This is a genomic window from Vibrio sp. RE86 (assembly GCF_013114545.1).
Classification (GTDB): Bacteria; Pseudomonadota; Gammaproteobacteria; order Enterobacterales; family Vibrionaceae; genus Vibrio.
Genome location: NZ_VTXI01000025.1, coordinates 1 through 14,414, shown reverse-complemented (window position 1 = coordinate 14,414; position 14,414 = coordinate 1). Strand labels below are relative to the sequence as shown.

At 43.8% G+C, this 14,414-nt stretch carries 11 protein-coding genes and 1 pseudogene; 2 read left to right on the top strand and 10 right to left on the bottom strand.

Annotated features, from left to right (window positions below):
- Positions 1-89 precede the first annotated feature (89 nt).
- On the top strand, positions 90-272 hold the full coding sequence (locus tag F0231_RS18435; RefSeq protein ID WP_171761206.1) for a hypothetical protein: 183 nt from the start codon (positions 90-92) through the stop codon (positions 270-272).
- A 71-nt stretch (positions 273-343) separates the two neighbouring features.
- Here the strand turns inward: F0231_RS18435 and F0231_RS18430 are convergent, their stop codons facing one another.
- From F0231_RS18430 to F0231_RS18390, 9 genes are all read right to left on the bottom strand, one after another.
- Entirely contained in the window at positions 344-1,036 is a 693-nt protein-coding gene (locus tag F0231_RS18430) for an aspartate/glutamate racemase family protein (protein WP_171761157.1), read from the bottom strand.
- Positions 1,037-1,150: 114 nt separating this feature from the next.
- On the bottom strand, positions 1,151-2,245 hold the full coding sequence (locus tag F0231_RS18425; protein WP_171761156.1) for a carbohydrate porin: 1,095 nt from the start codon (positions 2,243-2,245) through the stop codon (positions 1,151-1,153).
- 448 nt (positions 2,246-2,693) lie between these two features.
- Positions 2,694-4,472 carry a class I poly(R)-hydroxyalkanoic acid synthase gene (gene phaC / locus F0231_RS18420; protein ID WP_171761155.1) on the bottom strand — a complete coding sequence of 593 codons (1,779 nt, stop codon included), beginning with the start codon at positions 4,470-4,472 and terminating at the stop codon, positions 2,694-2,696.
- A 58-nt stretch (positions 4,473-4,530) separates the two neighbouring features.
- Positions 4,531-4,878 (bottom strand): phasin family protein, encoded by a 348-nt coding sequence (locus F0231_RS18415; protein WP_171761154.1) that lies wholly within the window; start codon positions 4,876-4,878, stop codon positions 4,531-4,533.
- 34 nt (positions 4,879-4,912) lie between these two features.
- Positions 4,913-6,121 (bottom strand): acetyl-CoA C-acetyltransferase, encoded by a 1,209-nt coding sequence (locus tag F0231_RS18410; RefSeq protein ID WP_171761153.1) that lies wholly within the window; start codon positions 6,119-6,121, stop codon positions 4,913-4,915.
- 11 nt (positions 6,122-6,132) lie between these two features.
- Positions 6,133-6,873, bottom strand: a complete 741-nt coding sequence (locus F0231_RS18405) for an SDR family oxidoreductase (protein ID WP_171761152.1) — start codon at positions 6,871-6,873, stop codon at positions 6,133-6,135.
- Positions 6,874-7,512: 639 nt separating this feature from the next.
- The gene (locus F0231_RS18400) at positions 7,513-10,572 is read right to left on the bottom strand and encodes an efflux RND transporter permease subunit (RefSeq protein ID WP_171761151.1); all 3,060 of its coding nucleotides are present in this window, start codon (positions 10,570-10,572) and stop codon (positions 7,513-7,515) included.
- Entirely contained in the window at positions 10,569-11,624 is a 1,056-nt protein-coding gene (locus F0231_RS18395) for an efflux RND transporter periplasmic adaptor subunit (protein WP_171761150.1), read from the bottom strand. The genes F0231_RS18400 and F0231_RS18395 overlap by 4 nt, the downstream gene beginning before the upstream one ends.
- A 1-nt stretch (position 11,625) precedes the next feature.
- The gene (locus F0231_RS18390; protein WP_171761149.1) at positions 11,626-12,702 is read right to left on the bottom strand and encodes an efflux RND transporter periplasmic adaptor subunit; all 1,077 of its coding nucleotides are present in this window, start codon (positions 12,700-12,702) and stop codon (positions 11,626-11,628) included.
- 182 nt (positions 12,703-12,884) lie between these two features.
- On the opposite strand from F0231_RS18390, the gene F0231_RS18385 reads away from it, so the two are divergent.
- Positions 12,885-13,598 (top strand): TetR/AcrR family transcriptional regulator, encoded by a 714-nt coding sequence (locus tag F0231_RS18385; protein ID WP_171761148.1) that lies wholly within the window; start codon positions 12,885-12,887, stop codon positions 13,596-13,598.
- Between the two features lie 136 nt (positions 13,599-13,734).
- Here the strand turns inward: F0231_RS18385 and F0231_RS21175 are convergent.
- Positions 13,735-14,414, bottom strand: a pseudogene (locus F0231_RS21175) (hypothetical protein); the annotation flags it as partial.

Genomic DNA, 14,414 nt, shown 5'->3' with positions numbered 1-14,414 from the left:
TCGTTGATCTAGATCAATTAACCACATTCAAAACAAGGTTATGTTGTTATTGTGTTAACGGTAATTTAACAAGGAGTAACCGCATGGAAATGGAACTTAAAAAGGATCCTCGCTGCTACACAGATGTTTGTGTAAACGGAAAATGGTTTCACCATGATCACTGTACGAGCAGTGCGTACATGCTAAAAGGTGGGGCTTCGTGCGAGGTCGAGTTGAAAAAGACCCCTGAAACGGAATCTGAATTGATCAAGCTGATAACGGACCAATTTTAACTTTCTTTTTTTAGTTTTCAGTCATTGATATGTATTTGGGCGACTGTATGTCGCCCAAACTCACTTAAGCGTTATTGAACCGCTTTCGCTACTGCCATTTCAGCATGTATCTCTACGGTATCAAACAACTTCACGTCGGTTTCGTCTTGAGATACGAGCAAACCTATTTCGGTACAGCCAAGAATAATCCCTTGTGCCCCATTTTCAGCTAAGTCTGCAATAATGGTGTGGTAATCATCTTTCGAACGGCGTGAAATCTTACCCAAGCAAAGCTCATTGTAAATTACATCATGAACCAGCTTACGCTGAACCCCATTTGGAACGACGACTTCAATGCCGAACTTCTCGGTCAGTCTATCCTTATAGAACGCTTGTTCCATAGTAAACGCCGTACCGAGTAATCCAACTTTAGTGATCCCTTGCTCTACAAGTTTATGTCCTGTTGCATCAGCAATATGGAGTAAAGGTATAGAAACTGACTCTTCGACTTGTTCAGCGACTTTGTGCATCGTATTAGTCGCAATCAATACAAAGTCAGCTCCTGCTTTTTCGAGAGATTGGGCGGCTTTACACAGTATGTCTGCGTTTTTATCCCACTCACCACTGCGCTGAAGTGCCTCTATCTCTGCGAAATCAACACTGTTCAGAATAATCTTGGCTGAATGTAAGCCACCAAGCGCTTGCTTAACCCCTTCATTGAGCATTTTGTAGTACGTAGCGGTTGATTCCCAGCTCATACCACCAATCACTCCAATTGTTTTCATGCCTATTCCCTCAAGTACGATTGATATAATTAATTAAACAGATCGAGCCCAGTAATACAAACAAAAAAGCGGAGCCATTTGGCTCCGCGAAACGAGGAAGTTCCTCAAGACAGATTAGAACTCGTAGAACAAACGAACACGTGCACCAAAGTCATCATCTTCAGAAAACGCAGTCGCATTATCGGTATCGTTTTTCACTGTTGTGTAGTAAGTCCCTAGCAGTACCGAGAAATCTTGGACTTCTAGTACATTCTCAAATTCGTATGAAGCATAAGCTGTGTTTACGTTCACATCGCCTTTCGCCCAGCTTGAATCGTATTCGTTCGCGCCATAGACATAACCAATACCAAAGTTGCTGTATAGTGCGTTGACCCCTGCGGTCATATTCGTTTCATCAACAGCATCTAGGTAGGCAAAGTTAGCGTTCAGGTTTAGTGCACCGTTATTCCAATTACCTGTTAAGCCGTAACCAGTACGATCTGAAATGTCCTTACCTTGCACATCAACAATAGCGTCACTGATTAAATTCGTTTCCATCGAGGCTGCGACCGTAAAATCACCCATAGCGTAAGATACAACTGGGCGAACTAAGAAAGAGTCTTTCGAACTGTCGTGATCAACCGCAACACCGTGGTAAGTATCAGCGAAAAGATTCGAACGATCGCCAATCATAGTGCCGACTTCAACATAAAGGTTACCGAAGCTCTGACTGTACATCAGCTGACCGTCAGAACCGCGTCCACGAGCTTCTTTCATTTGATAAACGTATGCGCTGTCACCTGTATAAAGCTCATTTGAAGTATCACCCGAATACTCTAGGAAAACATCTAGACCAACAGGGAACATATCGTAGGCTTCAAAACGACCCGCTTTGATTGCCCAGCTATCTTTCTTACCAAACTCAAAATACGCATCATCGAGTGCAACGTTACCTGTACTTTCAAATAACGGCTGCGCCTTCACGCCAACATAGTGACCATTGCTCGTGTATTTTTCACCTGCAAACTCAATAAGAACACGTCCGTCTTGGTTGAACTCGGCATCGTTGTTCTCGTTAGACTCACGATCTTGATAGTTGAAGTTTAACTCAACATTACCACCTACTGAAAAGTTGGCTTCTTCTGTATCAACAATACTGATGCCGGCATTTGCAGCCATTGCAGACGAAACAAGTACGGCAGCTAAAGAGAGTTTAAAAGTGTTTTTCATGTTAACCCCAAAATGTAATTTTATTGTTATTGGCTGGTTTCAGCCTTTAAATGAACGAGCATTCCGCTATTGGACAGTAGTAATGGACAGTGGACCACTCGATTTCTGGGGATAATATTTACGAATTTTATTCTGGCTAACAATTGTGCTAAACCGATTTTGCAGACCTAAATCACCGTTTTATAATTTCGGACTTTTCTCCTTATTTACAGATACTTAAACATAAAAATTAGAACGCATGATATCAATTGATATTTTTATACATAAAAATTCGAATTCTAAACTTTATTTACTCAGCGAATGTGATCGCCATCTACATACGCAATGAGAATATAAGTTCATAGTAAGCCCAACCGAACGATATCCATTTCAATAAAAACTTCGTAGAAACAAAAAAAAACCTCTCGCTTTCGCCAGAGGTTTTTTGCTTTTTATCCTTCAAATATCATTACTCGTTGACATCAATCGGTAACACTTGCTTTACATAGTTACCCGGAGCACTACCTAAAACAGGGAACTGTTCACTGCCGATTCTGAATGGCTCAACCTTTTCATCATTCTCAAAGCCAAGTAGCCACTGGTGCCAGTGTTCCCACCATGAACCTTCTGTATGTGATGCATTGGTTAGCCATTCATCTGCACTTTCATCGAGGGAATCATTGGTCCAAAAACCATATTTACCTTTAGCTGGATGATTCACTATGCCAGCAATATGACCAGATTCACCAAGCACGAATGTCTTGTTACCACCCACGTTCAACGCGCCACGGTAAGTGCCTTGCCAAAGTGCAATATGATCCTCTTTAGTTGACACAAAATAACTTGGAACTTTTATCTTATTTAAGTCAATCCAAACACCACCAACCTTAACGCCTTTCTCTTCAACAAGCTTGTTGTTTAGATAAAGCTCTCGCAGCATGAAGTTATGTGTTTTTGCCGCCACATTGGTGCTATCACTGTTCCAATATAGAAGGTCGAAGTCGACTGGACTTTTGCCCTTCAAGTAGTTATCAACGTAATAGTTCCAGTACAGACTGTTTTCACGTAATAGGCTGAAAGTAACACTCAGTGAGCGCCCATCCATATAGCCTTTGGCATTATTCTGAAGCTCGATGGCATTGATGATGGTGTCATTGATATACGCCCCTACTTCTCCTGGTTGTGAGAAGTCGAGAAGTGTTGTGAAGAATGATGCGCTTTTAATGCGTTTCTTCATTCGTTTCGCCGCGTAATAAGCAATGGTTGAAGCTAAAACCGTACCTCCAATGCAATAGCCAGCCGCATTGATTTGCTCTTTGCCAGTGATCTCTTCAATTGCCGTTACGGCCTTCGCGACGCCTTCAGTTACGTAGTCACCAAATTCCACATCTTTCTGTTCGGCTCCAGGGTTACGCCAGGACATCATAAATACTGAGTGTCCTTGTTCTAGAAGCCAGCGAACCATCGAGTTTTTCTCTCGCAGATCCAATATGTAGTATTTATTGATAAATGGAGGAACAATCAGCAAAGGCGTTGCATGAACTTGCTCTGTAAGCGGCTTATATTGGATCAACTCAAACAGTTCATTCTTAAAGACGATATCCCCTTGGGTATTCGCAATGTCCTCTCCGACGCGAAACGCGTTGTTGTTGGTCATACGAATCTTGAGGATATCTGCGCTCGATTCTGCATCTTCCTTAAGCTGCTCTAAACCAGTAAGGAGGTTTTCACCATTCTGCTCTAGAGTGAGTTTTAGTAACTCTGGATTGGTTGCGATATAGTTGCTTGGCGAAAGTGCATTGATAGCCTGGCGAGAAAAGAAACTGATTCTCTCTTTACTCTTTTCATCCAAACCTTCAATACTGTCGATGGTATTGAGATAGGTTTTGCTGAACAAAAGATAAGACTGCTTGATAAAACTGAAGTAGAGGTCGTTTTGCCACTCTTCATGACTGAATCGTTTATCGCCTTTATCAGCAGAGACGACCTCTTTGTCGCTCGCCTGAAGTGCGACGTTTTGCCATATTTCAAGCTGCTGTTGCCACCAGTCTGATTGGATTTTTAGCAATGCTGCAGGTTGATTCACCGCACTCTCGAACAACTTCGTTGTGTCCTCAAGATTGATTTCTTGCATTGCTTTATTAAGGGGAGTGTTTGCGGCTGCCCTGCTCAGTTCTAGATCTTCCCACCATTTTAGATTGGTTTCTTGGAGCTTAACAAGGTAGTCCGAAAAGAAGTTATGTAACATGGTGCGACTCCTGAGTTCGGAAAAAAAGCCGCCTTTCGGCGGCATAAAATAGGCAGTGTTATGCGGGAGTCACTGTCTTAAGGTTTTCCGTAGTCATCTGTTCAACATCATCTTTGAACTCTTTCGCCACAGCTTGCAGCTTGTTGCTGTCTTCCATCATTTGCTGTGACAACTTAGTCAACGCACCCAGTTGTTGGCTGTTAAACGCTGTCAGTGAAGTCACATCTTTGATCTCACTTGCCGCTTTCATTTGCGCTAGACCTAAATCGCTGTATGTGCGCATTGCGTTGAGTTGCAGCTCAGTAAGAACCTCCACGTTCTTTGTCACAAGTTTGTTGAACTTTAGGTATGGTTCTAAGCTTTTTTCAGTTTGGTCAGTAAATGTTTTAAAAAAATCTGTGTACATTGGAGAATCTCCTAAGTTAATTCCATTTAATAAGTTAGCTAATCGATTTGATAATAACTGCGGTACCCATGCCCCCGCCCACACACAAAGAAGCAACGCCGTACTGGCTGTCGCCGCGGTTTAGCTCATGAATGAGGGAGACGAGAATTCTGTTACCCGACGCGCCAAGTGGGTGGCCCAATGCGATAGCACCGCCATTAACATTGGCTTTATCTAGAATGGTGTTCACTGCCACTTTATGTTTATCAGCCAGTTCGTGAATGACACCAAGTGCCTGAGCCGCAAACGCTTCGTTGAGTTCGAACAGATCGATCTGTTCAATCGTAAGATCGGCGTTCACTAGCGCTTTGCTAACGGCTTCCACTGGCCCAAGTCCCATAATTTCTGGGTCAAGCCCTGATTGCGCATAACTAACAACCTCCGCCATTGGTGTTAAGCCAAGCTCTTTCACTGCGGTTTCATTTGCAACTACAACAGCACTCGCACCATCGTTGATACCTGAAGCATTGCCCGCAGTCACCGTTCCTGCTCTATCAAATGCAGGGCGAAGCTTTTCAAGCCCACTCATTGTGGCGTCTGCCTTTGGGTATTCATCCGTATCGAATACGATCGTTTCACGGCGTTTTTTGACATCAACAGAGACAATCTCTTGTTCAAATTTTCCGGCTTCAATCGCCGAGACCGCTTTAAGTTGACTCGCTAATGCGTATTCATCTTGCTGTTCTCTTGTCAGATCGAGCTTTTTCGCGATGTTTTCCGCCGTCACACCCATATGGTATTGGTTATACACATCAGTCAGGCCGTCATTGATGAGCAAATCAGTAAGATTCATGTTGCCCATCTTGTGCCCATCACGAATACTCGACGGCGCCGTAAAAGGAATCTGAGACATGACTTCTACGCCAGCCGCGACGACAACTTTCGCATCACCTGCTCTGATATGACTTGCAGCATCCATGACAGCTTTCATGCCGCTACCACAGACCATATTCAAAGAGTAAGCTGGCACCTCATTTGGAATGCCCGCATAAATAGCGGCTTGGCGTCCAACGCCCATACCTTGACCTGCGCTGACTACATTCCCTACGATGACTTCGTCAATCTCATTGACGCTCACACCGCTTTGCGAAACCGCACCAGAAATCGCGATCGATGCTAGGTTACCTGCCGAGATATCTTTCAATGTTCCACCAAATGCGCCAATTGGAGTTCGTTTCGCGCCGACGATAAAGATACGTTCCATGTGTATTCTCCTTAATGCATGTATAAGCCGCCATTAACAGAGAGTGTTTCCCCTGTAATGTACGCGCCTGCATCACTGACTAAAAATGAAACGGACTTAGCAATCTCTTCGGGGCTCGCTAAGCGTCGCATTGGGATTTGAGCCTTAATTGACTCAAGCACTTCAGGCTTCATCGCTTCAACCATTGGTGTACCGGTGTAACCCGGTGCGACTACGTTTACCGTTACACCGTTGCGTGCACCTTCTGCGGCCAGCGCTTTTGAAAACCCAATCATGCCAGCCTTAGCCGCAGAATAATTGGTTTGACCGAATTGCCCTTTCAAGCCATTAACTGAGGAGATGTTTACGACTCGCCCGTTACCTTTTTCACACATCGCCGAAAACAGTGGTTGTGTCACATTGAATACACTATTTAAATTAGTTTCGATAACGTCTTTCCACGCCGATGCGGCCATCTTTTTGAACGTGCCATCTCGAGTAATACCTGCATTGTTGATCACAACATCTACGGTGCCTTCCTCTTGAAGGAGATGCGCTAATCGCTCTGCACACTGCTCAGTATTGGTTACATCCAACTCGAAAAGGCGAACCTGCTCTTCCGAAAATTGTTTTTCATTGAACCACTCAAGTGCGCACTCGTAATTACCCGTGAAGTATGTGGCAATAACACGATATCCATCGTTTACGAGTTGTTCAGAAATAGCCGAACCGATACCACCTTTCGACCCTGTAATCAAAGCGATCTTCTTCATTAAATGACTCCATTCATAACAGCAATAATAACAAAACAATCATTAGCCAACGGTGTTTTATATTTAAAAATGTACTTATCAATATAAAATCCGCTGTTCTTTAATTATTAAAGTTAATATCCAAATGTGACACTTCAAATATTTTATCAACGATATTTCGATAAAGTTGAGCAAGGTCTCATATGGAATGAAATGTTATAATGATGTTAACCAATCCTTAAGGCGCTGATTTTAAAGAGGTTAAATCTATAAACAAAATACATAACAAAAGATAAACCTTTGATTTTATTACTTAATGATTCATATGCATATTTTCATGATCTTAATACACATTCATTTCGCTCTTGAGTTTTGTGTTATTTATTTCATCCTAAGTGATACATTCTTACGGTTTATTTATTTTCACCTTGGTCTATATTCAAAATTATTATTTAAACTAGTTTTCGACATCGGCTATGTAAGTAAATGATGTCTATCTATTTACTCCAGAACCCTTTATTACACCAAAGTCTAATTTTTATTATCTTTTGATGAATAACGCAAAGTCGTATTAAGCGACCCAATCTATTTTATTCAGACGTAAAAAAGCCCGGAGTTATTCCGGGCTGGCTTTAAACGAATCGGTGTCAATCCTTTAACTTATCCGGCAGTGGATGGTTTGATTCGATAAAAAATAGCGAATAATACCGGTACCACGATTAACGTAAGTACCGTGGCAAAGCCTAGGCCTGCCATGATTGTGATCGCCATAGAGCCAAAAAATGCATCAAATACGAGTGGAATCATACCCAAAATGGTCGTCAGTGCAGCCATACTCACGGGTCTAACACGAGAGATCGCGCTATCAAACACCGCTTGATATGGGTCCTTACCTGAATCCAGCTCACTATTAATCTGATCTAATAGTACGATGCCGTTCTTCAAGATCATTCCACTTAGACTCAGCAAACCTAAGAACGCTGTGAAGCTAAACGGCATATCTGTTGCGAGTAAGCCAATCGACACACCAATAATAGACAGTGGCACCGTAAACCAAATAACAAGTGGCTTTCTGAATGAGTTAAACAACAACATAGTGATGATAAACATCAGTAGATAACCCATTGGTAGTGAACCAAATAGCGCTTCCTGTGCATCCTTAGATGACTCGTACTCACCACCCCAAGTGATAACATAACCTTCAGGCAGCGGAATAGCCTCAACTTGTGGTTGAATTCGGCTAAACAGACTCGCCGGCGTTTCGTGACCTAATACATCGTGGTCTGCTAGTACTGTTAAAGTACGTTTTCGATCGCGACGCTGTATTAACGGTTCTTGCCAATCGAGTGATACGCCATCAATAACTTGTTCAACTGGAATATAGCTTTGAAGCGTCGGGCTCCAAATCTTCACATTGCCTAACGATTCAAAATCAATACGTTCCTCTTCTGGCAGTCTAGCGATGATCGGCAGCATGTGTGTGCCATCTCTAAGCAGACCAATTGGTGTACCACCAAACGCCATTTGTAACGTATTGGATAAGTCTTCTTTCGAGATACCTAAACGTCGAGCTTTCGATTCGTTGAATTGAGGAACAAGCTCTTTCGTGCGCTCACGCCAGTCATGACGAACATTTCGTGAGCCAGGATCTTGCAGCAGCACATCTTCGACTTGAACTGCGATATCGCGTAGTACTTGTGGGTCAGGGCCTGTGATACGCGCTTCAATTTTTGAGGCTGGTGAAGGGCCAAACTCCATCAGCTTAAACTGGAACGTCGGTTTATTGAATGTGACTGGAAGATTGTTATCAAGCTTCTCTAGTAGTTCAAACATGGTCTCACGATCTGTCGTTCGAACTTGTAGCTGCGTATAAGCTTCGTAACTCTTCTCTGGTTGGTAAGTTAGCGCAAATCGCTGTAAACCTTGGCCTGATGTCGTCGAAACAAATTCAACATCATCTTGCTGGCGAATGTACTGCTCAACCTTGTTAGTCTCTTTAATTGTTTCACGTATATCCGTGCCTTCTGGCATCCACATATCAACATAAAACATTGGTGTGTTTGATGGTGGGAAGAACTGTTGTTTCACCATACCAAAGCCAGCTACAGCCACGACAAGTAGACCGACCATACTTACAACGGTTAACCAACGGAAGCGAAGAGCAAATTTCAGACTTGCACCAAACACGGTAAACAGCACACCTTTATATGGGTCTACATCTTCAGAAGCGTCTGATTTTTCTTCTTTTAACAGCAATTCGGCTAAGAACGGCGTCAACGTTAGCGCAGTGATCCAGCTTAAGAACAGCGAGTAACATAGAACCCAGAATAGAGAGCCCATAAATTCGCCGGTTGCATCTTCTGAGAGGCCGATAGGCGCAAATGCAGTAATCGCAATAACGGTTGCACCAAGCAGTGGCCATTGAGTTTGTTTGACGATATCAATAGCGGCTTGCGTCTTAGTTTTGCCTCGTTTCAGTCCAACAAGGATACCTTCGACAACAACAATGGCATTGTCCACCAGCATACCCAACGCGATGATAAGTGCGCCTAGAGAGATTCGGTGCAGCTCTACATCGTTTTGCTTCATTAGAATGAACGTACCCATTACTGTCAGCAGCAATACTGCACCAATAATCAATCCGCTACGAAGACCCATAGCAAACAGAAGTACGATAATGACGATAGCAACGGCTTGGCCTAAGCTGACAATAAAGTCATCAACCGATTTCTCAACTTCAGCTGATTGGTTGTAAAAGTAGTTGATGTCCACACCAGCCGGACGAATACTTTCAAGGGCTTCGAGTTCCGCTTCTAGTGCTTTACCTACTTCAACAACGTTTACACCTGCGCCAAAAGAGATAGCAAGGTTAATCGCAGGTTCGCCGTTGAACGTCACAACATTGGATGGCTTCTCTTGTATGCCACGACTGATCGTCGCAACATCTTTCAGTCGAATTAGGTTTCCGGTATCGCGACCATGAATGATCAGCTCTTGAAGCTCTTGCTCCGAACTCATGGTGCCATTAGGACGAATCGTCAACGTTTGACCGTTCACCATCACTTCGCCTGCAGACTGAACACTGTTTTGTTGACTAAGTAAACCCACAACCGTATTCATATCTAAATTCAAAGCAGCAAGACGCTCTAATGAAACCTCAACAAACAACTGCTCTTGTTGATCGCCTGCAATCGCCACTTTACCCACACCATCGACCAATTCAAGTTCACGGCTTAGGTAGTCTGCATAGCGTTTAAGCTCAATGTAGTCATAACCACTGCCCGTTAGCATCAGCATAACGCCGTATACATCACCGAAGTCGTCAATGATTTGAACTGAGCTAACACCGCTAGGTAATGTAGGCTGTAGGTCATTGATTTTACGACGCATCTCATCCCAGATCTGTGGTAGTTCATCTGGGCCATATTCCATTTCCATGCTCACCATAATTTGAGACATGCCATTGGACGATGTTGATGTAATCTTATCGATATAAGGGAGCTTGCGGATCTCTTTTTCCAATGGATACGTTAGTTCTTCTTCCACCTCTTGCGATGTTGCACCTGGATAAGTCGAGATTATCATGGCGTCTTTGATCGTAAAGGCAGGGTCTTCTAAGCGACCCAAGTCCATAAATGAGGTGTAACCCCCAATCGCTAAAATAACGAGAAATAGCCAACTAATGACTTTGTTTTTTATTGAGTACTCAGCAATGCTCACAGCTCAGCTCCCTTAATTTCCATACCTTCACGCAGTTTGCGTAGATTTGAGTTGATCAGTTCATCGCCTTTCTGGATACCACTTCCGACTAACGCACCATTACCTGTTATTTGATCTACTGTTACGGGGTAACGATGTGCAGTACCTTGCTCAAGCTTCCACACATAGAAATCTTGGCTAGAGCGTCCAGCATCAATGGCTGTCATCGGTAACTGGTATGCTTGATAGGTGTTGAGTCCAGCTTTAACGAGATCGACCGATACGCGAGCACTCGTGCCCGGTAAAATTTCATGTTCAAGTTGGTTCATCTTTAACCACAGCTCGTAAGTTTGGCTCTGTGGATGAAGTTCACTTGTATGCTCTAAGTAGCTCACGGAGTAGTTGCCTTCATGGCCTGCAAACGTCGCTGTCGGTTGGTAATCCTGAGAGCTCGCTTCAGGATTAAGCATGGCTAGTACTGAATCTGACACTTCGATCTTTACGTAGACCTGCTCATCTTGATAGATAGAGACGACTTGCTCGCCAGGTGTCACGTTCTCGAATTTTTTCTTATCGACAGATGAGATAACGCCACTGAACGGAGCGCTTAGTCTCATGTAGCTCATCGTCGCTTTGGCAGCACCTAGGTTGGCTTTTGCTAATTGGAAGTTAGCGGTCAGCTCATCAAGTTCTGCTCGAGAGATCATCTTATTCGCTCGAAGCTCTTCGCCTCGCTTAACCTGTTTAAGTGCGAGTTCAAACTTGGCTTGGGCATCGTTTAGCTGCTGTTTGGCTTTAGAGTCATCAAGAATAGCGACGGTTTGACCTTTTGAGACTCGATCACCCTCTTTAACCAAAATCGATGAGAGTTCACCATCACGACGAAATGCTAAAGGGGTAAGTTCAGCGGGCATAACTTGACCGTTGAACGTTCTAAACTGGGTTTCTGATGCTTGTGATACGGTAAATGTTTCTACCATCATTGAGTGATTTGGTCGATGCTCAGTGTCTGGCGTACAAGCCACCAAAGTTGCGAGTGACAGTGCCGTCAATGTGAGTTTTGCACGTTGCATTTTAGATACCGCCCTCTTTCGTCCATGCTTTTACTTGTTGGCCAGGTAATAGGTTTTCTACACCCGCTTCTACAATCAGGTCACCTTGGTTTAACCCTGCAATGACATTGCCTTTTTCATCGAGTTCGACTTGAATCTTATTGATCATTTTCGTCTCTTGATCGAATCGGTATAGCTCACCTTTCTTGTCCATTTTGCTCACCCAAGCGGTATCAGCAAGCGTGATCGTTTGACTATTGGCGTGCTTTAATAAATGGACTTGAGCAGTCATGCCCGGTAGCAAATTAATCTTCTTAGGTCGTTCAAACGTCAGACTTGCGCTGTAACTATTGGTATCCGTGTCCGGTTGTGTCGAAATTTCTTTGAAGACAGCAGGGATCACCACATCACGATGGCTATCCATAACGACGTCAAAAGAAGAATTAGCAATATGGTTTAACCCGTACTGCTCTGCATAACTAACAGGGATGGTCAAAACGACATCCATCACACTGTTGTCTATGATGTTTAGTATCGGTTGGCTCGCGGCAACCACTTGGTTTTGCTTACTCAGCGTTAGCGAAATAACACCGTCAAATGGCGCAATAATTTGCGTGTAATCGAGGTCTGTTTTCGATTGCTCTAATGCTGCCTCTGCCGCTTTGTATGTGGTATAGCTTTGATCAAAGGTATCGACACTGATGAGCTTTTTATTGTGCAGTTGTTCTGCACGCTGATAAGCCGTTTTTGCAAGATCGAACTCAGCTAGACGCGCTTCATAAGCAAATTGGTAGTCAGTCGGATCCAATGAAGCAAGTACCTCACCCTTTTTCACCGCCGTTCCCATTTTTACCGCTATTGATTGTATCTCTCCAGAAACTTGGAACGAGAGAGACGCTCTTTCAGTCGCATCAATGTTCGCGATAAATGAATCGTATTGTTCAGCACTGGCGTTTGGAACTTCAATCAGTTTTACAGGCTTTATCACAGGATCTGAAATTTCCGAATTAGCCTTATTACACCCTGCTACCGAGACAAGGATCAGCCCCATCACTCCAAGCTGTGCTAAATGCTTTATTCCTTTTATTGATGTGATCATTGTTTGTCATCTTGATTTATTACACAGGCGTGCAGTATATGCGGATTATGCGTGAGATCAATATTTATTTTCCACCCGTGCAATATAACTCCAATGTAGGCTATACTGTTTATGCGGTTGAGTGATGAAATGACACGGCTTTTCTGGTAGAAAGAGTGTGTTAAAGGAAACTGATTGAGATTATGACTGAAAGAAAGCAAGGCAGAAGAAGCGCGCAAGACGCAGAAAAGACCAAATGTGAGATCATGCGAGTCGCCACGAACCTATTTTGTGAACTAGGTTATGAGCGAGTCTCTCTTCGAAATATCAGTGAGAAAGCGGGTGTATCACACAGCCTTATTCGTCATCACTTTGGCAGTAAAGAGCAAATTTGGTATGCCATTAGCGATGGTTTGCATTTGTATATGGAAAAGTACATGCGAACAATCATTGCTCATATGCCTGAAGACGCGGATTCTAACGTCAAGCTTTATACTTTCTCGGTTCGTCTTCTTGCTCACATGCTTGCATTTAAACAACCTATTCAGCTTATCGCTGATGCTGTACGACAAGAAGACGCCTTGTTTGACTACTTTATTGATAATAGCGGTGAAATCGAAGCGCTTGTTCACGGTTTAGCGGATAACTACAACACTCATCACCCTGACACACCTGTTAAGATTTGGGAAATCAAGTGGCAGATGATGATGTACGCTCATGGCGCGGCTAGCTTAACGCCGTTTATGAAAGAGACTTGGGCTGATGAAACGGATGACGAACAAGTGTGTCTGTTCAATCACTGGAACATGTACAACCAGATGATGGCGTGTCGATTCCAAATACCTAATGAAAATATTCTTCGTCCAAGTACAGTATCCGATCTTGTTTACGATGTGGAGTGTGAGAATGCCGTATAGCGTGACCTTTAAGTAGAGTCTTTACGCCTTAATATCCCATCCTCGATTGAATACCCTTCAATAGTTCAATGACTCAAAAAATGACAGTGCTAAACAATAAGTGTTGTCTAGCACTGCCCATTTTCGTCTAGGTTGCTTATTGCCAGGTGAAAGATATTGATAGTTTTCTTCCACTCAAGTCAATTGGAGCACCTGAAGCATCTGAACAAAGAATATGGTACTTGTCAGTAGACAAGTTTTCCGCCCACACGGCACATCTGGCCGCAGGTTCACTGACAGAGTTTCTCATTAAGAAAACGTGATGATATGGCCCTAAGTTGTTGATACCAAGGGTCATTTCTAATGATTTGCTTGTTGTATTATAAGTGACGGTCGATGGCGCTGATATTAAGCCACCACGATCATACCATGTAACATTGCCACCTGAACTAATAACCGTGGTGCCTAAGATTTTAAAACCCGCTCCTCTAGGCCCTGTAGGCCCGGTTGGCCCTGTGTCTCCTTTACCCCCTGAACTACCCGCCGGGCCTATATCACCCGTTGGACCTGTGTCACCCGTTGGACCTGTGTCACCCGTTGAACCTGTGTCACCCGTTGGGCCTGTGTCACCCGTTGGGCCTGTATCACCCGTTGGGCCGGTATCACCCGTCGCACCCGTGTCACCCGTTGGGCCTGTGTCACCCATTGCGCCCGTATCACCCGTTGGCCCGGTATCACCCGTTGGACCTGTGTCACCCGTCGCACCGGTATCACCCGTCGCACCTGTGTCACCCGTTGGACCTGTGTCACCCGTTGGACCTGTGTCACCCGTCGCAC

Coding starts and splice junctions, on each gene's coding strand:
- F0231_RS18430 (WP_171761157.1), bottom strand. CDS start 1,036: ATGAAAACAATTGGAGTGATTGGTGGTATGAGCTGGGAATCAACCGCT.
- F0231_RS18395 (WP_171761150.1), bottom strand. CDS start 11,624: ATGCAACGTGCAAAACTCACATTGACGGCACTGTCACTCGCAACTTTG.
- F0231_RS18410 (WP_171761153.1), bottom strand. CDS start 6,121: ATGGAACGTATCTTTATCGTCGGCGCGAAACGAACTCCAATTGGCGCA.
- F0231_RS18425 (WP_171761156.1), bottom strand. CDS start 2,245: ATGAAAAACACTTTTAAACTCTCTTTAGCTGCCGTACTTGTTTCGTCT.
- F0231_RS18385 (WP_171761148.1), top strand. CDS start 12,885: ATGACTGAAAGAAAGCAAGGCAGAAGAAGCGCGCAAGACGCAGAAAAG.
- F0231_RS18390 (WP_171761149.1), bottom strand. CDS start 12,702: ATGATCACATCAATAAAAGGAATAAAGCATTTAGCACAGCTTGGAGTG.
- F0231_RS18405 (WP_171761152.1), bottom strand. CDS start 6,873: ATGAAGAAGATCGCTTTGATTACAGGGTCGAAAGGTGGTATCGGTTCG.
- phaC (WP_171761155.1), bottom strand. CDS start 4,472: ATGTTACATAACTTCTTTTCGGACTACCTTGTTAAGCTCCAAGAAACC.
- F0231_RS18415 (WP_171761154.1), bottom strand. CDS start 4,878: ATGTACACAGATTTTTTTAAAACATTTACTGACCAAACTGAAAAAAGC.
- F0231_RS18435 (WP_171761206.1), top strand. CDS start 90: ATGGAACTTAAAAAGGATCCTCGCTGCTACACAGATGTTTGTGTAAAC.